Annotated in this window: 18 protein-coding genes and 2 tRNA genes; 11 read left to right on the top strand and 9 right to left on the bottom strand. The window is 55.1% G+C overall.

Features of this window, described 5'->3' with window-relative positions:
• Positions 1–9: 9 nt before the first annotated feature.
• Together kbl and ADICEAN_RS01310 are read left to right on the top strand one after the other, a co-directional pair.
• Complete coding sequence (kbl, locus tag ADICEAN_RS01320) at positions 10–1206, top strand: glycine C-acetyltransferase (protein ID WP_009193695.1); 1197 nt, start codon at positions 10–12, stop codon at positions 1204–1206.
• A gap of 183 nt (positions 1207–1389) precedes the next feature.
• Positions 1390–2567 (top strand): IS3 family transposase gene (locus ADICEAN_RS01310; RefSeq protein ID WP_085954239.1). Its coding sequence is split into 2 segments (ribosomal slippage): positions 1390–1660 and positions 1660–2567, totalling 1179 coding nucleotides; the frame shifts between segments, so codons are not numbered across the junction.
• 234 nt (positions 2568–2801) lie between these two features.
• Here ADICEAN_RS01310 and cdaA read toward each other — a convergent pair.
• Both cdaA and folP read right to left on the bottom strand, forming a co-directional pair.
• Entirely contained in the window at positions 2802–3686 is an 885-nt protein-coding gene (gene cdaA, locus ADICEAN_RS01305; protein ID WP_009193692.1) for a diadenylate cyclase CdaA, read from the bottom strand.
• Positions 3670–4536 (bottom strand): dihydropteroate synthase, encoded by an 867-nt coding sequence (folP, locus tag ADICEAN_RS01300; RefSeq protein ID WP_009193691.1) that lies wholly within the window; start codon positions 4534–4536, stop codon positions 3670–3672. Before folP ends, cdaA begins: the two co-directional genes overlap by 17 nt.
• A 60-nt stretch (positions 4537–4596) precedes the next feature.
• Between folP and ADICEAN_RS01295 the strand changes: the two genes are divergently transcribed.
• The 4 genes from ADICEAN_RS01295 to ADICEAN_RS01280 are packed head-to-tail and all read left to right on the top strand — an operon-like array spanning position 4597 to position 7835.
• The gene (locus ADICEAN_RS01295; protein ID WP_009193690.1) at positions 4597–5154 is read left to right on the top strand and encodes a DUF1599 domain-containing protein; all 558 of its coding nucleotides are present in this window, start codon (positions 4597–4599) and stop codon (positions 5152–5154) included.
• Entirely contained in the window at positions 5141–6238 is a 1098-nt protein-coding gene (locus tag ADICEAN_RS01290; protein WP_009193689.1) for a BT_3928 family protein, read from the top strand. The genes ADICEAN_RS01295 and ADICEAN_RS01290 overlap by 14 nt, the downstream gene beginning before the upstream one ends.
• Positions 6238–7299 carry an ABC transporter permease gene (locus ADICEAN_RS01285; RefSeq protein WP_009193688.1) on the top strand — a complete coding sequence of 354 codons (1062 nt, stop codon included), beginning with the start codon at positions 6238–6240 and terminating at the stop codon, positions 7297–7299. The genes ADICEAN_RS01290 and ADICEAN_RS01285 overlap by 1 nt, the downstream gene beginning before the upstream one ends.
• On the top strand, positions 7296–7835 hold the full coding sequence (locus tag ADICEAN_RS01280) for a shikimate kinase (RefSeq protein WP_009193687.1): 540 nt from the start codon (positions 7296–7298) through the stop codon (positions 7833–7835). The genes ADICEAN_RS01285 and ADICEAN_RS01280 overlap by 4 nt, the downstream gene beginning before the upstream one ends.
• Positions 7836–7881: 46 nt before the next feature.
• Here the strand turns inward: ADICEAN_RS01280 and ADICEAN_RS01275 are convergent, their stop codons facing one another.
• Entirely contained in the window at positions 7882–9426 is a 1545-nt protein-coding gene (locus tag ADICEAN_RS01275) for an OmpP1/FadL family transporter (protein ID WP_009193686.1), read from the bottom strand.
• A 30-nt stretch (positions 9427–9456) separates the two neighbouring features.
• Complete coding sequence (locus ADICEAN_RS01270) at positions 9457–11127, bottom strand: hypothetical protein (protein WP_009193685.1); 1671 nt, start codon at positions 11125–11127, stop codon at positions 9457–9459.
• A gap of 138 nt (positions 11128–11265) precedes the next feature.
• On the opposite strand from ADICEAN_RS01270, the gene proS reads away from it, so the two are divergent.
• The 3 genes from proS to floA all read left to right on the top strand — a co-directional run bounded on the left by proS (position 11266) and on the right by floA (position 14325).
• Positions 11266–12756 carry a proline--tRNA ligase gene (gene proS, locus ADICEAN_RS01265; RefSeq protein ID WP_009193684.1) on the top strand — a complete coding sequence of 497 codons (1491 nt, stop codon included), beginning with the start codon at positions 11266–11268 and terminating at the stop codon, positions 12754–12756.
• Positions 12757–12833: 77 nt separating this feature from the next.
• Positions 12834–13310 (top strand): NfeD family protein, encoded by a 477-nt coding sequence (locus tag ADICEAN_RS01260; protein WP_009193683.1) that lies wholly within the window; start codon positions 12834–12836, stop codon positions 13308–13310.
• 1 nt (position 13311) lies between these two features.
• Positions 13312–14325: a flotillin-like protein FloA gene (gene floA, locus ADICEAN_RS01255; protein WP_009193682.1), complete on the top strand. Its 1014-nt coding sequence runs from the start codon at positions 13312–13314 to the stop codon at positions 14323–14325.
• 163 nt (positions 14326–14488) lie between these two features.
• On the opposite strand, the gene ADICEAN_RS01250 is transcribed toward floA, so the two are convergent.
• The 5 genes from ADICEAN_RS01250 to ADICEAN_RS01230 form a co-directional block, all read right to left on the bottom strand.
• Positions 14489–15667 (bottom strand): acetyl-CoA C-acyltransferase, encoded by a 1179-nt coding sequence (locus tag ADICEAN_RS01250; RefSeq protein WP_009193681.1) that lies wholly within the window; start codon positions 15665–15667, stop codon positions 14489–14491.
• A gap of 218 nt (positions 15668–15885) precedes the next feature.
• A complete protein-coding gene (locus ADICEAN_RS22495) occupies positions 15886–16506 on the bottom strand; it encodes a hypothetical protein (protein WP_009193680.1) in 621 nt (206 codons plus the stop codon).
• Entirely contained in the window at positions 16506–17855 is a 1350-nt protein-coding gene (locus ADICEAN_RS20805; protein ID WP_009193679.1) for a hypothetical protein, read from the bottom strand. The genes ADICEAN_RS22495 and ADICEAN_RS20805 overlap by 1 nt, the downstream gene beginning before the upstream one ends.
• Before the next feature lie 15 nt (positions 17856–17870).
• Positions 17871–18548 (bottom strand): tetratricopeptide repeat protein, encoded by a 678-nt coding sequence (locus tag ADICEAN_RS20800; RefSeq protein WP_009193678.1) that lies wholly within the window; start codon positions 18546–18548, stop codon positions 17871–17873.
• A complete protein-coding gene (locus ADICEAN_RS01230; protein ID WP_009193677.1) occupies positions 18545–19513 on the bottom strand; it encodes a vWA domain-containing protein in 969 nt (322 codons plus the stop codon). The genes ADICEAN_RS20800 and ADICEAN_RS01230 overlap by 4 nt, the downstream gene beginning before the upstream one ends.
• A gap of 183 nt (positions 19514–19696) precedes the next feature.
• On the opposite strand from ADICEAN_RS01230, the gene ADICEAN_RS01225 reads away from it, so the two are divergent.
• Positions 19697–19785, top strand: a tRNA-Ser gene (locus ADICEAN_RS01225).
• 36 nt (positions 19786–19821) lie between these two features.
• A tRNA-Pro gene (locus ADICEAN_RS01220) sits at positions 19822–19895 on the top strand.
• Positions 19896–20151 lie beyond the last annotated feature (256 nt).

Raw genomic sequence — 20151 nt, 5'->3', positions numbered from 1 at the left:
CCAATTTTTATGTACGATACCCTACAACCCGTTTTGCAGCAGGAACTGGAAAATATCAAAAAAGCCGGCCTCTACAAAAGCGAACGCATCATTACCACCCCCCAGGGCGCCGATATCAAAACCACGGCGGGCATGGAGGTGATCAACTTCTGCGCCAATAACTACCTGGGCCTTTCCTCACACCCCATGGTGCTGGAGGCAGCCAAAAATGCCATTGATACCCATGGCTACGGCATGTCCTCGGTGCGCTTTATCTGCGGCACCCAGGATATCCATAAGGAACTGGAAAAACGCATTGCCGATTTTTTGGGTACGGAAGATACCATTCTGTATGCCGCCGCTTTTGATGCCAACGGAGGGGTATTTGAGCCCCTGTTTGGGCCGGATGATGCCATCATCCCCGATGAGCTGAACCATGCCTCCATCATTGATGGGGTGCGCCTGTGCAAAGCCAAACGTTTCCGCTATAAGCACAACAACATGGCCGATCTGGAGCAGCAGCTTAAAGCCGCCGATGCCGCCGGCGCCGTGCAGAAGATCATTGTAACAGATGGAGTGTTTTCTATGGACGGCACCATTGCCCAGCTGGACAAGATTGTAGCCCTGGCCGAAAAATACAAAGCTCTGGTAATGAGTGATGAATGCCACAGCACCGGTTTTATGGGCACTACCGGCCGGGGTGTGCATGAGTTCCGGGATGTGATGGGCAAGGTGGATATTATTACCGGTACGCTGGGCAAGGCCCTTGGGGGTGCCCTGGGCGGCTTTACCTCCGGACGTAAGGAAATCATAGAAATGCTGCGCCAGCGCAGCCGGCCCTACCTCTTCTCCAACACCCTGGCGCCGGCCATCGTAGGGGCTTCCATTGCTGTATTTGACTTGCTCAGCAGCACCACCGAGCTGCGGGACAAGTTGATGAACAACACCCAGTACTTCCGCCAGAAAATGACCGAAGCGGGCTTTGACATCAAAGCGGGCGAACACCCCATTGTGCCCATCATGCTTTATGATGCACCCCTGGCACAGAAGTTTGCCGAGCAGCTTCTTAGTAAGGGCATTTATGTGATCGGGTTTTACTACCCCGTGGTGCCGCAGGGCCAGGCCCGCATCCGGGTGCAGATCTCAGCGGTGCATGAGCAGCAGCACCTGGACAAAGCCATACAGGCCTTTACCGAGGTAGGTAAGGAGCTGGGCGTGCTGAAGTAATGTGAATTATGGGTTACTTTTCTTGAAAAGTTACTAGGCGAAAGAATCCCCCTTGGCGAAGGGGGTAGGGGGATTGGATAGTTATAGAATCAATAGCTACTTTTACTAAATTTTATCGGTCAGGTTGGAGCTGCTACCTTTGAGCGGACAGAGAGTTAAGCGAAAAATCAATACCTTAACGCAATGTCACGAGAGAGAAGAAAATTCGACAAGGAATTCAAGCTAATGGCCGTAGAGCTTAGCAAGACCAGAGAGAATATAAATGAACTGGCCAAAGAGCTGGGTGTTCGCCCGGAACTTATCTACCGCTGGCGTTCAGAGCATTTAGAGAAGCCAGAGGCTAGTTTTACAGGCCATGGAAAGCCCAGGCACACTCCAGAGGAGGCAGAGATAGCTAAGCTAAAGAAACAGCTTCGGGACGTGGAGATGGAAAGGGATATCTTAAAAAAGGCTATAAGCATCTTCTCCAGGGGAGACGGGAAATCTACAGGTTTATAACCGCTTACAGTTCCAGATTTCCTGTTGAGAAGATGTGCAAGGTATTCAAAGTCAGCAGGAGCTGCTACTATGATTCATTGAAGGGTTCTGTATCGAAGAGAGCCAAAGAAAATGAAAAGCTCCTAACTTTGATCAAACAGGAGCACAAGAAAAGCAAACAGCGCTATGGCAGTCCCAGGATCACCAAAGCATTAAAAGCCAAAGAAGTGCAAGTTTCCAGGCCCAGAGTAGCTCGGTTAATGAAGCAGGCTAAAATCAGGGCCAAGATGGTAAGAAGATTCAGGGTGACCACGGATTCAAAACACTGTTATGCAATTAGTGAAAATCTTCTCAATCGTAATTTTACAGCTGCAACTACTGGCCAGGTATGGGTCTCAGATATCACTTACATCAGAACCTTAGCTGGTTGGCTTTACTTGACCGTAGTACTGGATTTAGCAGACAGGAAAATTATAGGCTGGGCCTTGAGTGAAACCATGAGGGCTAAAGAGACAACGGTAGCTGCTTTACAAATGGCGATCAAAAATAGGCCTGTTCTTCAGGAACTGATCTTCCACTCGGACAGAGGTGTGCAGTATGCTTGTGATGAGTTTAGAAAAGAGCTAAAGGCTTACCCATTGATTTGCCAGAGCATGAGTCGTAGGGCCAACTGCTGGGATAATGCTGTGGCAGAGAGCTTTTTCAAAACCCTGAAAACAGAATGTGTATACGGTAACAGATACCAAGATCAAAGAAGAGCTTCTATAGAAATCTTTGAATACATCGAGATCTTTTACAATAGAGAAAGACTCCACTCCAGTCTGGGCTATCGCACACCTGAACAAATGGAAGAACTGTTAAATACTAAATCCTTAGCCGCTTAATCTTTTGTCCGCTTTTTTATTGCAAGTCCAGGTTCAATATTATTTTAATTAGCCTCGAATTTAATGTTGCCAATCCCTCTACCCCCTTCGCCAAGGGGGATTCGTACGTTATGGTAGCTGTAAGTAAGTAGCTAAATCTATAGCTCAGGTTAAAGTAAATTTGGCGCAAGGATGACTATAGAAAGGCTGGCTGAAATGCCGGCCTTTTTTTGGCTGCGTTAACAGGGGAGGAGCTTAGGGTTGTGAGGGGGCAGATGCAGCTTCATCGGCGGTGCGGGGGCCTTTCCGCTTCTTCTTGAGCGGCGTTTCCTCCTCTTCTTCTTCCTGCTCGTACAGGTAGGCATTGATCTTGCTGCGCAGCTCCTGGGCAGAAAGGTTGTGGTGGATCATGCCGTTGCGGACGGTGGAGATCTTGCCGGTTTCTTCCGATACCACCAGAATAAGGGTATCGGTAGCCTCCGACATGCCAATGGCCGCCCGGTGGCGCAGACCAAACTGGGCCGGCAGGTTGTCCCGCTCGGTAACGGGCAGAATGCAGCGGGCGGCTTCTATGCGGCGATTGTAAATGATGACGGCCCCATCATGCAGAGGGCTGTATTTGTTAAAGATGCTTAGCAGCAGGCGCTTGCTGATCACTGCATCGATGCGGTCGCCCGATTCGGCATAGAACTTCAGCTCCGAGCTTTTGCTGATAACAATCAGGGCTCCGGTATTGGTAGCACCCAGCGACTTGGCAGCCTCAATGATGGGGGTAATGTTGAGATCGGCCGCCCGGCTGTTTTTGCGCCAGGGAAGGCCCTTAAAGATGTTTTCCCGGTTAAAGATGGTGGTGCGCCCAATCATGAACAGGAATTTGCGGATCTCCTGCTGAAAGAGGATGATGGCCGCCAGAAAACCAACCCCCATGAACTGGCCCAGGATGTTAGACAGCAGCTCCATTTCCAGGGCATTTACCACCAGGTACAGCAGGTAAAGCGATAGAAAGCCCAGGAAGATCTTAACCGCCACGCTGCCGCGCATCAGTTTATAGACCTGATAGAGCAGTATGCTTACCAGGGCAATGTCGAGCAGATCGACAAAGTCTACCTCAAGAAATCCTATGTTAAAACCCAGTATCAAATGCTGCTTTCTTGCTGTTGTTCCTAAATGATTTCCATAAGCGCACGGCCTCTACCGCCTGCTTTACGTCATGCACCCGCAAAATGTGTGCCCCTTCCGTAAGGGCCAGGGTATTGAGTACCGTGCTGCCGTTTCCGGCTTCCTCGGGCGTTATCCCCAGCTTTTTCCAGATGAGCGATTTACGGCTAATTCCCACCAGCAGGGGCACGTTCAGCACTGTCAAAAGCCGCAGATTTTGCAAGAGTAAATAGTTCTGGTCAATGTTTTTGGCAAATCCAAAACCCGGATCTGCTATAATGTCTTTTACCCCCAAGGCTCTTAATTTGTTGAGCCGTTCGGCAAAATAATCAATTATTTCTTTAAGCAAATCCTCATACTGGTTCAGGCCGGCCATGGTCTGCGGCGTGCCGCGCATGTGCATCAGGATATAGGGCACCTGCAGCCGGGCTACGGTAGTAAACATATCGGCATCCAGCTCCCCGCCGCCTATGTCATTGATCAGGCAGGCGCCTTCTGCCACCGCCGCCGCGGCTACCCCAGCCCGAAAGGTATCCACTGAAATGTGGGCCTCCGGAAAGGTCCGCACCAGGCTGCCAATGGCCCGGCAAACGCGTTCCTGCTCCTCTTCAGGCAATACATCAGCAGCGCCGGGGCGCGTGGAGTACCCGCCTACATCCAGCAGATCGGCCCCTTCGGCCAGCATGCGTTCGGCCTGCCGGAGCAGTTCGGTTTCGGAGCCCAGGCGGCTGCCGGCATAAAAGGAATCAGGTGTAACGTTTATGATACCCATTACCCGCGGCTGGGAGAGGTCCAGCAGTTTTCCGCGCAGGTTCAGTGTATAATTCGTCAAAAATGGTGTATCTTTCGCTTCCAATAATGGGGCTTCTGGCCTTCTAAACTCCTATTTGCCTTGATCGAAAAGACAGTCAGCGAATATACGCAAGTTATCGGGGATTGTAAATCAATCTTCAGGAAGAAAACCCTGGATTACGGAACGGCCTGGCGCATTCTGCGCCTGCCCTCCATTACCGACCAGATCTACATCAAAGCCCAGCGCATCCGTTCCATTCAGGAAAAAGGAACCCAGAAGGTAGCTGATAACATAGAGGGGGAGTTTGTGGGCATCATCAACTACTGCCTGATGGCCCTGATTCAGCTGGACCTGCAGGGCGATGAACGCCTGGAGCTGAGCTACCAGGAGCTGGAACCCCTCTATGATAAATGGGCCGCCCAAACGCTGGAGCTGCTCACCAATAAGAACCATGATTATGGCGAGGCCTGGCGCAACATGCGCGTACCCTCCATTACCGACATCATCCTGATGAAGCTGCTGCGGGTAAAGCAGATTGAGGACAACCAGGGCCGTACCCTGATCTCCGAAGGGGTACAGGCCAATTATCAGGACATGCTCAATTATTCCGTATTTGCCCTTATTCTCCTAAAAGAACAAGAACATGCAAGCGCTTAGGCTTACGGCCCGCTACCTGGTGGGGCTTCTCTTTATTATTTCCGGGCTTATCAAAATCAACGACCCGGTGGGTACGCAGATCAAGCTGGAAGAATACTTTGAGGTATTTGCCAACGATATTTCGCCCGTATTTCTTAAACTGGCCCCCCTGGCGCTGGAGCTTTCGGTGATCCTGAGCGTGCTGGAGGTGGTGCTGGGCATTGCGCTACTGCTGCACTTCCGGCCCAGGCTCACTACGGCGGTACTGCTGGGCATTATTGTCTTCTTTACCTTTCTTACCTTTTACTCGGCCTACTTCAACAAGGTGACCGATTGTGGCTGCTTTGGCGATGCCCTTAAGCTCACCCCCTGGCAGAGCTTCTGGAAGGATATTGTGCTGCTGGTGCTGATCCTGATCTTGTTTGTGAGCTACTATAAGGGGCCGGCGCCCTATCCCAAACCCGGCGCAGGCCTGTGGGTGCTGGCTACAGCCCTTATCAGCACCGGCATTGCCCTTTACGCCATCGAGCATCTGCCCTTTATCGATTTCAGAGCGTATAAGGTGGGGGTAAACATCCCCACGGCCATGCAGCCCAGCGAGCCCTATCGCTATGCCTACATCATGAGCAAGGGGGGGCAGCAGTACGAACTCACCGAGTACCCTGCCGAGGAGGAAGGCTATGAGTACAATGACATTAAGCTGCTGAACCCCGAGGCGGCCCCCACCATCTCGGACTTTGCCGTCTGGAACAACGAGGGCACCATTACCGATGCCGTGCTGCAGGGCCGCCAGCTGCTCATTATAGTGCACAAGACCGATAAGGCCGATGGCGACAATGTGCCAGCCATCAACCGCCTGGCGCAGAGCCTGCAGGGAAGGGTCAATAGCCTGGTGCTAACGTCTTCGGATGAAAGCAGCTATGAGGCCTTCCGCCACCAGCACCAGCTGGCCCTGCCCTATGCCTTTGCTGATGCTACCCTGCTGAAGACCATCATGCGGGCCAACCCCGGCCTGGTACTGCTACAGGAGGGTACCGTGCTGGGCAAGTGGCACCACAACGATACCCCCGAAGCGAGTGATATCCTGAAACTACTGCGTAACTGATGCTCCTATTTGTAGGCAGACGGCTGGGCTATGGATTTCTGGTACTGCTTGGTGTGGTGCTGGTGATCTTCTTCCTGTTCCATGCCCTGCCGGGCGATCCGGTGGCCATGATGGCCGGCCAACGCTCCGATGTGGCCACCCGGGAGGCTATCCAGAAAGAGCTGGGGCTGGATAAGCCTCTGGGCCAGCAACTGCTGCAGTACCTCAACGATCTTTCTCCCCTGGGGGTGCATGAGCAGAGCCAGGAAGCCCAGCAGAAGTACGAGTACTATGCCCTGACGGAGCTGGGCGCAGGGGAGGTGCTGGCGCTGAAGACCCCCTACCTGCGGCGCTCGTTTCAATCCAACAAAAAGGTGTCGGAAATTCTGCTGGAGAATGTGGAGAGCACCTTCTGGCTGGCCATGGCGGCCATGGCCTTTGCTACCGTAGTGGGCATTGCCTTTGGCGTGGTGGCGGCGCTTAAGCAAAATACCTTTGCCGACCATTTTATCATTACCAGCTCGGTATTGGGCATTTCGGTACCTTCCTTTGTGTCGGCCATCGTCATCGCCATGGTGTTTGGGTACTACCTGAGCGACTACACAGGCCTGAACATTACGGGCCAGCTCTGGGTAAACCACCCCTTCTATGGACGTACCCTGCACCTGGAAAACCTGATTCTGCCGGCCCTGACGCTGGGCCTGCGCCCCCTGTCCATCATCATTCAGCTTACCCGAAGCTCCATGCTGGAGGTGCTTTCGCAGGATTATATCCGCACCGCCCGGGCCAAGGGCCTGCGCTACTACCGGGTCATCAGCAAGCATGCCCTCAAAAATGCCCTAAACCCGGTGCTGACGGCCGTCTCGGGCTGGCTGGCCTCCCTGATGGCCGGCGCCTTTTTTGTAGAGCTGATCTTTGACTGGAAGGGGCTGGGCTTTATTACCATCAAGGCCGTACAAAGCCTGGACTTTCCGGTGGTGATGGGCTCTACGCTCTTTATTGCCTCTATCTTTGTGGTGGTAAATATATTTGTGGATGTTCTATATGCGGCCCTTGATCCGCGGGTGCGCCTACGCTCATGATGCAGACGCAAACGACACTTGTATTGGTGGGGATGCCAGGCAGCGGAAAATCTTCCGTAGGCAGATTACTGGCCCGGGAACTTGAGCTGCCCTTTGCCGACCTGGATACCCTGCTGGAAGCGGAAGAAGGCTGTTCCATTGCCCAAATATTTGAGCAAAGAGGGGAAGGCTATTTCCGCCACCGGGAGTCTCAGACCCTGCAGCAGGTGCTGCACAGTACAGTACCACTGGTGCTGGCGACGGGTGGGGGTACCCCCTGCTACTTCGATAATATGGAACAGATCCGTCGGCAGGCTTTCAGCATCTACCTGGAAGTAGGCTGGCAGGAGCTGGCCGATCGGCTCTCACAGCAGCCCGGGCAGCGGCCGCTTCTGGCAGGCTTGGGCCATCAGGCATCTTATGTAGAGGAGCTGCAGGAGAAATTTTCCTGGCGCATTCCCTTTTACCGGCAGGCTCATGTGCACATCCGGCTTCAGGAAGGGGTGCCTGTGCAGGAAGTGGTACAGCAGATCCTGCAACGCCTGCAGCAGCGCTAAAAAAAAGCTACCCAGAAGGTAGCTTTTTTGGTATAGGTAAGTACGATTAAAAGGTAAGGCCAACGGTAAGAAAGGCCGAGCTTACTTTGTTATCCAGACTGATGCGGGGCGAATCCGGGCCCAGATCATAGGGGGTATAAAGGCGGTTGTTTCGTTGCTGGTTCAGCGCCAGGTCTACGTAGTACTGGCGAAAGCGCAGGCCTGCGCCTACCGAATACACATTGCTTATGGCCTCAAAGCCTACCCGATTGGCATAGGGATTAGGCTGGTGGGCATAGCCAGCCCGAAAGCGCAGCACCTCATAGCGAAGCTCTGCGCCCAGCCGGTAATTGATCACTGCTTCCAGATCCTGGCGGATGGCATTATTATCCGAGGTCAGCGAGCTGTAGCTGTCGGTAAGGCGGGCATTTCCATAATTAACATACTCCACATCGGCCGTCAGGAAGCCCCATTTTTCTATAAAGGCGGCCAGGCCAGCGGTTACCCGGCCAGGGGTTTTCAGGTTATAATCAAAGCTGTTGTAATAGGAGCCAAAGCCCCGTGGAGTGCCGCTCTCAAACTGGGTATCGAAGGTGCCCGCCTCTTCTTCATTCATCTGGTAAAGGGTAGGGGTCTGGTAAGACAGGCCCAGGCTAATGGCGGGAATAGGGCGGGCAATGATGCCCAGGGTAGCATTAATACCGGCCCCGCTGGTGACCCGTTCGGTATCCAGGTCCAGCCGGCTCAGCGGGTATTCATCTATCTGCTCGGGGTAGGTGGTATACAGGCCCTGCGGCACAACCTCCTGATAGCGAGAATTGTAGGTGTAGCTAAGCGAGGTAATGCCAATCCCTCCCCCTATATAGACCATGTCTGCAATATTGCCGCCATAGGCAAAATTAAGTTGCCCCTGTGAGCCGGCAGTTTGCACTACATCGCGCTGAAAGATGGGAAACTCTTCGTCGGGGAAGGGCATGTAGGTATCGTAGTAATAGCGGGCCTCACCATTTACTTCCGTATCCTCAAAAATGGCAATCAGCTCCGCATCAAGGGCGGCTCCATAGAAGCCCTGAAGGTCCAGGTTATTATAAGTATTTAACTCATAGAGGGGGAAAATATCCACCAGAGAGTTGCTCGCATTATTTCCCTCAAAGGCAAATTTATCATAGAAGGTGTTGGTACGCTGGTAGGTGATGGCAAACGAGCCTCCAAGCCAGCCGCTGCGGTCCTCGCTCTTTTTGCTGCGGTTGAGTACCACGCCAAGGCTGCCAATGCCCAGGCGACTGCGGTAATCATACAGGCTGTTGCTGCTTACACTTTCGCCCGGGGCTATAAAGTAGGCATCGTTTACGCTATTGGTAAAACTGGGGGTAAAGCTAATCTCTGAGCGGTTGTAGAAGCCAAGGCCGGCAGGGTTGCTGTAGGCCGAGCTAATATCACCCCCCAGCGCTACCTGAGCCCCGCCCAGGCTCATGATGCGGGCCGTGCCGCCAGGCTGATACTGACTGAAGCGCAGGGCATCATTGGCGTAGCGAAAGGTTTGTGCCGGACTCTCAGTAGAAACAAAGAGGCAGCCGGCACTTAAAAATATAAGTGCTAAAGCTTTTTTCATGGTAAAAAAAGGTACGGGTGATAAAACGGTTTAGTTACCTCTGCTGCCCCGGCCTCCGCTGCGGCTACCCCCCGAAGAAGGCGAAGCGCTGCTTCTGGATGGGCTGGGGGCCGGACTGGCAGCTGGCTGGCTGCGCTGCGGTGCCGGGCTGCTGTAGCTGGAGCGGGCAGGGGCACTGCTTGCCGGCTGCGAAGGGGTCCGGTAGCTGGGCGCCGGTGCACTGTACTGACGCTGCTGCGGCGCCGGGCGGCTGATGGGCTGCTGGGCGGGCTGAGCCGAGCGGCTGGGCACATCGGCACTGCTGCGCTGCGTACTGGCGGGGCGCTCGGCAGGGCGGTAAGAGTTCTGATAGGCAGGAGCTGTGCGGCCTTGCTCAGCTGGTACTGCCGCAGCGCGGGTAGGGCGCTGGGCAGGGGCTACGGGCTGATAGTTCTCCGTATCGATCGGGCGGCTGATCTCCTGGCTTCTTGCAGCGCGGGCTGGCTGAGCAGGGGTTTCCTCCCGAACAATTACTACTTCCTGGCTGTCACCATTAGGCTGATCAACCGCCGCAAAGTTGGTGGGCTCTCCGCCGCCACGTCCGCTACGGGGAGTACCACCGCCACCACGCTGGGTAGGGGTAGAGCCCCCGCTGCCACGGCTAGGGGCTGGGCGGGTTGCGGGGGAGCTGGGGCGTGGCTGACGTGCAGGCTCGGTGCGCGGGCTGGTAGTACGCTGCTGAGGCGTAGTCCGGGGCGAGGTGCGAGGGGTTTCGCCGCCCCGTACACCTCCCTGACGCTCGGCCGGAGTGGCGCGTGGTGTGCGCACCCGGTTGTCCTGCACCTGGCGCTGGTTATCCTGTATGCGGCGGCGCTCGATGCTTTCTTCCAGGCGTTGCTGGCGGGCGCCCTGCAGGCGATCATAGGTGGCTACACGCTGGCCTACGCCCAGGTCGTTAGAGGCTATGGCACGCCCGGTGCGGGGACCGTAGGTTACGTTGCGGGGGGTAGAGCGATCGCCCTGATACACAATTACTGTGGTAGGTCTGTAGTAAGATCCCCAATAGGCACGGTTCCAGCCATCATAAAAACCATGGCGGTAGCCGCGGGCGTAGGGGTTGTAGTAGCCCCAACCATTCCAGGCCCAGGCAGGACGGCCCCAGAAGGGGTCGTAGCCAAAGCCGTAGCCGCCACACCAGGGGTCAAAGAAGGGATCGCACCAGCTGTTCCAGGAGTTCCAGCCCATGCCAAAGGAAATGCTAAAGCCGCTTCGCCAGCCCGGACGTCCCCAGGCACCATAGGGTCCCCAGGCGCTGGCATAAGGACCCCAGCCGGAGTTGCCACCATAGTAATAATTGTTGGTTACCGCCGTTTGGCCGGCAGGGGCCGCCGCTCTGGGCTCCTGATAATAGGTGTCGTCTTCGTAATAGGTGTCTTCGCTATAGGTGGCGGCGTCGGGATTGATCTCCCGGGCCGACTGGGCATTTTGTGCATCGTACAAACTTCTGCGGCGCGCTTCGGCCTCAGCCTCCCGGCGGCGTTGTTCTTCCAGTTGGGCTTCCCGGCGGCCTTGTTCCCGGGCCTGCTCCAGGGCAATGGCCTGCTGCCGGTCCTGGGCGGTATAATACATGTCGTCGTACTCCTGTGCGTACTGATTCTGGGAACAACCAGCAAAAATAGTTGCACTTAGTAGGAGGGGGAGGGTATATATGAGCGCTTTCATAAGTCGATGCGGTTAATTGTCCTTAATTTACTAAACGTGCTTCATAGAAAAATAGATATTTCCCCGAGCAACTAACTATATTTGCTAGTCTTAGCTAAGGTACATAAATCAAAACAATAATCATACCAAAATACGTTCATGAGCAAGGGTATCCCTAAAAGAAGTGAAGATTATTCCCTTTGGTATAACGAGATCATTAAGCGGGCCGACCTGGCCGAGAACTCCGGGGTGCGCGGCTGCATGGTCATAAAACCCTATGGCTTTGGTATTTGGGAGGCCATGCGGGACCAGCTGGACCGTATGTTCAAGCAGACGGGCCATGTGAATGCCTACTTTCCGCTTTTTATTCCCAAGTCCTACTTAAGTAAAGAGGCTAGCCACGTAGAAGGTTTTGCAAAAGAGTGTGCGGTGGTAACGCATTACCGCCTGAAGAATGCCGAAGACGGCAGTGGGGTGATCGTAGATCCGGAGGCCAAACTGGAAGAAGAGCTGATCGTGCGCCCTACCTCCGAGACCGTTATCTGGAGCACCTATAAGAACTGGATCCAGAGCTACCGGGACCTGCCCCTGCTCATCAACCAGTGGGCCAATGTGGTGCGCTGGGAAATGCGCACCCGCCTGTTTCTGCGCACGGCCGAGTTTCTCTGGCAGGAGGGGCATACCGCCCATGCTACTTCGCAGGAGGCCATTGCCGAAACCCGGCAAATGCTGGATGTGTATGCCCGCTTTGCCGAGGAGTGGATGGCCCTGCCGGTGATCCGGGGGGTAAAATCCGAAAGCGAGCGCTTTGCCGGTGCCGTTGATACTTACTGCATAGAGGCGCTCATGCAGGACGGAAAGGCGCTGCAGGCGGGCACCAGTCACTTTCTGGGCCAGAACTTTGCCAAGGCCTTTGATGTGAAGTTTGCCACCAAAGAAGGGGGGCTCGATCTGGTATGGGGCACCTCCTGGGGGGTGAGCACCCGCCTGATCGGGGCGCTGATCATGGCTCATTCCGATGATCAGGGCCTGGTGCTGCCCCCGCGGCTTGCACCCCTTCAGGTGGTGATCGTGCCCATCTATAAAGGTGAAGAGCAGCTGGCGGCCATTAGCGAAAAAGTGGCAGAAATCAAGCAGGCGCTGCTGGCCAGGGGAATCAGCGTGCGCTACGACGATCGGGATACCGAGCGGCCCGGCTTTAAGTTTGCCGAGTGGGAGCTGAAGGGGGTGCCCGTGCGCCTGGCCCTGGGCCAGCGCGATCTGCAGAACGGCACCATTGAAGTGGCCCGCCGCGATACCGGCGAAAAGCAGTCCATGGCCGCCGACGACAATCTGGCCTCGGCTATTGAAGCACTGCTGGCCGATATTCAGCAGTCCATCTACGAGAAAGCCCTTGCGTTCCGCCAGGAGAACACCCATGTGGTAAATAGCTGGGACGAATTTACGCAGGTGCTGGAAGAAAAGGGAGGCTTTTTGCTGGCCCACTGGGATGGCACTGCCGAAACGGAAGAAAAGATCAAGGAGCAGACCAAGGCCACCATTCGCTGCATTCCGCTGCCCGGTCAGCTGGAGGGTACCCAGGAGGAGGGCGCTTGTGTGCTCACCGGCAAGCCTTCCCGTCAGCGGGTGGTTTTTGCCCGGGCGTACTGATCCCCTTAGAATAGGAAAAGTGAAGGCCGGCTGTTATCTTACAGCCGGCCTTTGTTTATGCCTGTTCCTGTAGAAAAATGCTAACCCTGCTTGCCATATTGCTGCTTATCCTCATTGGGCTGGTCCTGATTGTGGTGGAGATCATCTTTGTGCCCGGTACTACTCTGGTAGGGGTGCTGGGCCTGGCCTTTGCCGGCCTGGGTGTATACCTGGGCTTTGTAGCCTATGGGGATGAAACCGGCCTCTGGCTGCTGACCGGTACCTCGGCCATTGGCATTGGTCTGCTGATCTGGTCGCTGCGCACCAAATCCTGGAGGCAGTTTTCGCTGGAAAAGCGCATCTCCAGCCGGGTAAATGAAGATGATGTGCTGGTGGCCGTAGGGGCCCGGGGCATTACGCTGTCGGCGCTGCGCCCCATGGGCAAGGCCGAGCTGGAGGGCCGGGTGTATGAGGTGCGGACCAGGGGCTATCACCTGCCCGAAAAAACCGAGGTGCGGGTGAGCCAGGTTGAAGACCGCACCATTTATGTAGAACCATTAACCCTTTATAAATAGCATGGAAAGCTTAGCGCTTGTATTTGTGATAGTCGCCATTGTGGTGGCCATCATGATCTTCTTTTACTTTGTACCCATCAATCTCTGGATTACCGCCCGCTTTTCAGGGGTACGCATCAACCTCTTTGAGCTGGTATTTATGCGCATCCGTAAGGTGCCGCCCCGCCTCATTGTAGAATCGCTCATTACGGCCCAGAAGGCGGGCCTGAGCGAAATCACCTCCAGCGAGCTGGAAACGCACTACCTGGCAGGGGGCAATGTGCCTACGGTAATCAAAGCCCTAATTTCGGCCGATAAGGCCAACATCCGCCTTACCTTTAAGCAGGCTACGGCCATTGACCTGGCGGGCCGCGATGTGTTTGAGGCCGTTCAGATCTCGGTAAACCCCAAGGTGATCAATACCCCATCGGTAGCTGCGGTAGCCCAAGATGGTATTCAGCTGGTGGCCAAGGCGCGTGTAACCGTGCGGGCCAATATTGCCCAGCTGGTAGGGGGCGCCGGTGAAGATACCATCCTGGCCCGGGTAGGTGAGGGCATTGTGACCTCTATCGGTTCGGCTGGCTCGCACAAGGCTGTGCTGGAGAACCCCGACAAGATCAGCCAGCTGGTATTGCAGCGGGGCCTGGATGCCGGTACGGCCTTTGAGATCCTTTCCATTGATATTGCCGACATTGACGTGGGGACCAACATTGGCGCCAAGCTGCAGATAGACCAGGCCAATGCCGACCTGAAAGTAGCCGAAGCCAAGGCCGAAGAGCGCCGGGCCATGGCCGTAGCGCAGGAGCAGGAAATGAAAGCCAAGTCGCAGGAGGCGCGGGCGCATGTGATCCAGGCCGAGGCTGAGGTACCCCTTGCCCTGGCCGAAGCCTTCCGCAGCGGCAACCTGGGCGTAATGGATTACTACCGCATGCAGAACATCCAGGCCGACACCGGCATGCGGCAGAGCATCGGCGGCGAGGGCCAGTCCGGCACCGGCGCCATCGGTCGCCAGCGGGATGAGGATGACGACCGCTAGTTATCGGACAATGGATATTGGATATTGGACATTGGACAATAGACAATAGACAATAGACAATAGACAATAGATCTTGCCTCAATAGAATAAGAAAGGCCGCCTGAATTGATCAGGCGGCCTTTTTCTGTTATCTAACTTCTAACTTCTAACTTCTTTCTTCCCCTTACACCCGCTCCAGCACAATGGCAGAAGCGCCGCCTCCGCCGTTACAGATACCGGCAGCGCCAAACTGGCCGCCTTTCTGGTTCAGTACGGAGATAAGAGTGGTCATGATGCGTGCGCCGCTGGCTCCCAGGGGGTGGCCCAGGGCTACGGCACCACCAAATACGTTTACCTTGTCGGCATCAAGCTCAAGCTTCTGGATGTTGGCCAGGGCTACAGCCGAGAAGGCCTCGTTGATCTCGTAATAATCGATTTCATTCTTGCTCAGGCCGGCCATTTTAAGGGCATTAGGGATGGCCAGGGCTGGGGAGGTGGTAAACCAAAGGGGGTCCTGGGCGGCATCACCAAAGCCTACGATCTTGGCCAGGGGTTTCAGTCCCAAAGCATCGGCTTTTTCCTTGCTCATAATCACCATGGCGGCAGCTCCATCGTTGATGGTAGAGGCATTGGCCGCCGTTACAGTACCTTCTTTGCCAAACACAGGCTTCAGACCGGGGATCTTATCAAAGTTTACGTTCTTGTATTCCTCATCCATATCCACCACCAGGGCATCGCCGCGGCGCTGGGGTACCTCTACGGGTATCACCTCATCTTTAAAATAGCCTTTCTCCCAGGACTCGGCCGCCAGCTTGTAGGAGCGGATGGCATACTCGTCCTGTGCCTGGCGGCTCAGGTTCATCTCCTTGGCCGTATTGTCGGCACAATTGCCCATGGGGAACTCGTAATACGCCTCAAAAAGGCCGTCTTTTACCAGGCCATCCACAAACTCGCCGTTGCCGTACTTATACCCCCAGCGGGCGTTGGGCACATAAAAGGGAATGTTGCTCATGCTTTCCATGCCGCCTACCACCACTACATCGCGGATGCCCAGCATAATGGCCTGAGCGCCAAACATGGCGGCTTTCATGCCCGAGGAACATACTTTGTTGATGGTGGTGCAGGGCACATGATAGCCAAGGCCGGCGCCTACGGCTGCCTGGCGGGCAGGGGCCTGGCCCAGGTTGGCCGATACCACATTGCCCATGAATACTTCCTCTACTTCTTTGCCCTCCAGGCCAATTTTGGTTAGGGCACCTTTTATGGCAATGGCACCCAGTTGGGTAGCCGTAAGGGAGGCCAGCTTGCCGCCAAAACTGCCGATGGGGGTGCGTACCGCCGATACAATATAAGCTTCTTTCATGCTAATTAAAGGGTTTTGCGTGTTTGCTAGGTGCAGCGGAAAAGGGGCAAGGGGTGCATCTGTCTCCGGCTGACGGTAAAAAAGAGCTTCTGCTTAAAAAGCTGCCCTAAGTTAGGGGAAAAAGGGAGCAGAAGCAAAAAGGCCGGTGGGGTAAAATCCGTTTTGCAGCGCCTTATAACGTTTGCGCTGCTTGCCTAGGCAGGTACCTGGCAGGGAGCTTACCAGTCGGGCTTATTGCTCTTCTGACGGCGGGCGGGCTGCCGCTGCTTTTGCTGCAGGTACTGGATCTCGTTGCTGCGCATGGCTTCCAGCAGCATGCGAGCTTTCTCGGGGCTGATGTTCATTTCCTGCAGGCGCCTTTCGGTTTCGCCCCGGGCATCCAGGGGTTGCACCTTCTGCTCTGTGCCCTGTTCTGATTCCCGCATTTGCTCTTGTTCGGCCTCCTGACGCTGCTGGTCGTTGGGTTGCTGCTGCCCCTGCTGGTTTTGCTCCTGAGGTTGCGGCTCTCCCTCTTTGCCCTGCTCCTGCTGCTGGCTTTGCTGGTTTTGATTTTGCTGCTGTTGCTCCTGCTTCTGTTGCTCCTGCTGGTCCTGCTTAAGCTTTTCAGCCAGGGCCAGCAGCTTGGGGTCGGTAGGGTACTGGCGCAGCGCCCGCTCTACGGACTGCAGGGCTTCCTGCTGCTGGCCGGCAATGTAAAGATTGGCGGCCGACTGGAAGGCAGCCCTAGCCCCACCCCCGGCTGTTTGAGCGGGCAGAGCCACCGGCAGCAGAAGCAGCAGGCTTAAGGCTGCCAGCAGCAGGGGGTAAGGGGGGATATGCAGGGGGCCGGGTAGCTTCATTAGCGAATTACCATGTCTCGAAACAGAATGCGCTCGCCCTGTTCGTTCAGGTATACTATTTCATACGCCGCCGGGTAGAGGAATAGTATGGTTTCGGGCTGATCTTTTTTGAGCTCTACCACATCGGCCGGTATGCGATTGCCTTCTTCTCCTTTATAATAGGCCAGGATCATGTGGGTGTTGGCCGGGATCAGCTCACTGGGAAAGGGCGTCTGGCCGGGCTGACGGCTCAGTAGAATGGGGCGCCGCTGGTTATGCAGCAGGTAAAAGCCCGGGCGGTTGCTCTTATCCTGGTAACGGGGAATAATGCTGCTGCGCTTGCTGTAGCGGGGGTGGAATACGGTGATATCCACCTCATCAGAATGGCTCCAGCTGCTGCCCTGCTGCTGCAGTACCACGGGCACCTGTATGGAACGGGCGGCAGTAAGGGCTGCATAACGGGGGTCTTCCAAGCGGGGTTCCTGGTGCTCGTTCATCAGCGTCTGGTCAATGGTGAGGGGGTCGATGCCCGTCATCTGCTGAAAGAACTGGGCCATATGGATCCACTCATCCTTAGTACTTTCATAGATATGGCTGTAGCCGGCATAGACAAAGAGTTTTTCATCGGGATTGTTCTGCACCCAGCGGGCCAGGTTTACAGCCTGTATGGAGTCGCGGAAGCGGTTGCAAAAGCTGCGATCCTTCCCCTGCGAGGGGGGGCATGGCGTTTCGGACTCATAGGCGACCAGCTTGAATCCTTTTTTGAGGGCCTGGCGCATCAATTCGCCAAAGAGGGGTTCGCGCTGGTAAAAGCCGCTCTCATAGAGGGGATAGCCCCGCTCCAGCATCGGGCTCAGCTGGTCGGCGCTGAGGGTTTCCATGGCAAGGTGGTGGAATCCCTGTTTCTGCAGATCGTCCAGCAGGTTGAGCACAAAAGCACGGTGGGAGGGGAGGTGGTGGGCCTCATTCATCATTACCACCTGATGCTCCCGGATTTCCCGCAGTAGCACGTCCTTTGCCACCCGAATGGACATGCCCGATAAAAAGGCCGTATTGGGCTCTTTTAGGGTCATGCCGGCCAGGTGGCGCTGGTACCGCATGTCGGCATAGTACAGCGCACTATCATAGTTGCCGGCAAAGGACTGGTAGGTCATCATGGCCTGATAGAACATGTTTTCCCCCAGCTGATCGCTGGGATCGGGTTTTAGCCTGCGCAGTGCATCCAGAGGGCTGCGGTAGTTGGCCGGTGTAGCCTTATGGGCCTCTTCGGCCAGGGAAAAAGCCTGTTGGGCACTGGATTTGGATTGAGCCTGGCACAGGCCGCTGCCCAGCAGCAGGAACAGAGGCAGAAATGCAGCAATATTTCTCATATCGACGGGAATATCCTATTGTTCAATGTCTACCACATCCCCCAGCCGGCGAATAAAATCGCGGTAAGCCGCTATGGTAGAGTCTTGTTTGTAGCTCTCCTGCATCAGCTGAAGGGCATCGGCATAGCGGTACTGCTGCACCAGGCCTTCGGCTTTGGCTTTTTGTTGTTTGGCCCATTCGGAGGGTTCTATGTTCTCCTGTTCCTTGTCCTGCTCTTCTTTTTCCTGCTCCTGGTCCTGATTCTTGCGTTCATTAAGGCGGCGCCAGGCCACTTCGTAATTGTAGCGGGCCGCCTCATTGGTATGATCGGCCTTAAGGGCTTCTTTGAAATACTGCAGGGCATCGGGCAGGCGCTCTTCTTCACTGGCCATGTAGCCCAACTGTTGCAGTGCCTTTGATTTGGCTGCCCTTCCGGTGGTACTTTCAATCATGAGCCGGTAGGCTTCGGCAGCCGTTTCTTTTTTGCCGGCCCGGTATAGGGAATTGGCCCGGTTAAGCCGCACGGCATCTGAGTTTTCGCCCCAGTCTGTTATCAGTTGCTCGTAGAGGGCCGCCGCTTCGCTGTAGCGTTCGTTCAGATAGGCATCGGCAGCGGCCTGTTTCAGGCGGTTGGTTTCGGCAATGCGGGTTAGTTTAGTGCCTCCGCCTCCCTGCCATAGCACCAAAAATATAAAAAATAGCATGGATTTCATAGGCGCATCAGCTTAAGATGGAGAAGGGCATCCAGCGCCAGTAGCAGCAGGGCTGCAGCCAGAAAATAGAAGTAGCGGTTGGCCGATACATCTACCAGGCGCGCATCCTGCATTTCACCCTCAATGGCCGCCACGGCATTGATGAGGCGCTGGGTTTCGTTCAGGCGGTCGTTGATCTCATAATAACTACCCCCTGCCTTGCCGGCCAGCTCCTTGAGGGCATCTGCATTTAGGCGGGTAATGATCTCTTCACCCTCCTTGTTGCGTTTGTACATGCGGCGCTCCCGGATGCGTCCCCCTTCTGCAGTGCCCACGCCCAGCGTATAGAGGCGAATGCCCTCCTGCTGGTACTGGGTGGCCAGAATGGCCGCTTCCTCGCCAAAATCCTCGCCATCGCTGATGAGGATCACCAGGCGGGAGGAGGGCTGCCCGCTGCGCTCGGCCTGCGCCTGAAGCTTGTCCAGGGCCAGCTGCAGGGGAGCGGTAAGGTCGGTGCCCCCATAGGGTACCAGGCCGGTGTGCAGGGTTTCGATAAATAGGTTCAGGGCACTGGCATCAAAGGTAAGCGGGCTTTGGATAAAGGCTTCGGTGCCGAAGATGATCAGTCCCACCCGGTCGGAGGCAAAGGCCCCTACCATTTTCTTCAGTTCAAACTTTACCTTTTCCAGGCGGCTGGGCTGCACATCAGTGGCATTCATGGAGGTAGAGAGGTCTACCGCAATAAAGATATCCTTGCCCATGGCTTTTACCTCTTTTTTAGACTGTCCGAAGGTAGGGCCCAGCCAGGCCATCAGCAGCAGGGCAAAGACCAGCGTGCGAAGCGCCAGTTTGCTGAAAAACACCAGGGGCCGGGCTTTTATCAGGCGGGAGGCCCTATAGAAGCGGATGGCGTAAATGAGGTACGCCAGCAAAAACAAAAGGATGAGGGCAAGCTCGTAGGAGCCAAAATCTTTATACCAATTCATGCAAAAGTAAGTGCCGGTCTAAATATACAAAGACCCGGCGTCCTACCCAACAGGCTGAGGGGTAGGAGGCTGGCAGTAGGGCTGGAACTTAAACGGATAATTTTACTTTTTTATTTGGCTGATTGCGGGGCATTGCTGTATATTTGCAACACTTTTCCGGTAAGCGGAAGGGAACAGACGATTGGAGAGGTGGGTGAGTGGCTTAAACCAGCAGTTTGCTAAACTGTCGTACGGGTAATGCTGTACCGGGGGTTCGAATCCCCCCCTCTCCGCTGAAGCTGTCTTTAGAGACAAGTCAAGATACCGTTCGGGGTGTAGCGTAGCCCGGTATCGCGCCTCGTTTGGGACGAGGAGGTCGTAGGTTCGAATCCTGCCACCCCGACTAAGTGGCCTACTAAAAGCCCCCAAAACCCTCTAAATCGCAAGATTTTGAGGGTTTTTTGTTTTTCTACCCCCTAAATCATCCATACAATCTCAACAAAAATGTGCCCTATTCGTGGTCCCTTCTTGATTTCCTAAATTGAGGGCACGAAAACCGATATAAATGCCTGTACTACAGGTGATTGTATCAAAAATCTAAGGCATGGCGAATGGCTGAATTCAGTGTTTTTTGAGCTCTTGTTCGTGCCCCTTTTTAA

Source organism: Cesiribacter andamanensis AMV16 (assembly GCF_000348925.1).
GTDB lineage: Bacteria > Bacteroidota > Bacteroidia > Cytophagales > Cyclobacteriaceae > Cesiribacter > Cesiribacter andamanensis.
Note: the sequence above shows the minus strand (reverse complement) of the source record. Positions and strands in the feature narration are given on the sequence as shown.

What these genes read in the sequence shown, in the direction of transcription:
- ADICEAN_RS20800 (WP_009193678.1), bottom strand. Translation starts at nt 18,548, where the DNA reads ATGAAATCCATGCTATTTTTTATATTTTTGGTGCTATGGCAGGGAGGC.
- ADICEAN_RS01230 (WP_009193677.1), bottom strand. Translation starts at nt 19,513, where the DNA reads ATGAATTGGTATAAAGATTTTGGCTCCTACGAGCTTGCCCTCATCCTT.
- ADICEAN_RS01270 (WP_009193685.1), bottom strand. Translation starts at nt 11,127, where the DNA reads ATGAAAGCGCTCATATATACCCTCCCCCTCCTACTAAGTGCAACTATT.
- ADICEAN_RS01260 (WP_009193683.1), top strand. Translation starts at nt 12,834, where the DNA reads ATGCTAACCCTGCTTGCCATATTGCTGCTTATCCTCATTGGGCTGGTC.
- ADICEAN_RS01290 (WP_009193689.1), top strand. Translation starts at nt 5,141, where the DNA reads ATGCAAGCGCTTAGGCTTACGGCCCGCTACCTGGTGGGGCTTCTCTTT.
- ADICEAN_RS22495 (WP_009193680.1), bottom strand. Translation starts at nt 16,506, where the DNA reads ATGAAGCTACCCGGCCCCCTGCATATCCCCCCTTACCCCCTGCTGCTG.
- ADICEAN_RS20805 (WP_009193679.1), bottom strand. Translation starts at nt 17,855, where the DNA reads ATGAGAAATATTGCTGCATTTCTGCCTCTGTTCCTGCTGCTGGGCAGC.
- ADICEAN_RS01285 (WP_009193688.1), top strand. Translation starts at nt 6,238, where the DNA reads ATGCTCCTATTTGTAGGCAGACGGCTGGGCTATGGATTTCTGGTACTG.
- ADICEAN_RS01275 (WP_009193686.1), bottom strand. Translation starts at nt 9,426, where the DNA reads ATGAAAAAAGCTTTAGCACTTATATTTTTAAGTGCCGGCTGCCTCTTT.
- kbl (WP_009193695.1), top strand. Translation starts at nt 10, where the DNA reads ATGTACGATACCCTACAACCCGTTTTGCAGCAGGAACTGGAAAATATC.
- ADICEAN_RS01250 (WP_009193681.1), bottom strand. Translation starts at nt 15,667, where the DNA reads ATGAAAGAAGCTTATATTGTATCGGCGGTACGCACCCCCATCGGCAGT.
- proS (WP_009193684.1), top strand. Translation starts at nt 11,266, where the DNA reads ATGAGCAAGGGTATCCCTAAAAGAAGTGAAGATTATTCCCTTTGGTAT.
- ADICEAN_RS01280 (WP_009193687.1), top strand. Translation starts at nt 7,296, where the DNA reads ATGATGCAGACGCAAACGACACTTGTATTGGTGGGGATGCCAGGCAGC.
- floA (WP_009193682.1), top strand. Translation starts at nt 13,312, where the DNA reads ATGGAAAGCTTAGCGCTTGTATTTGTGATAGTCGCCATTGTGGTGGCC.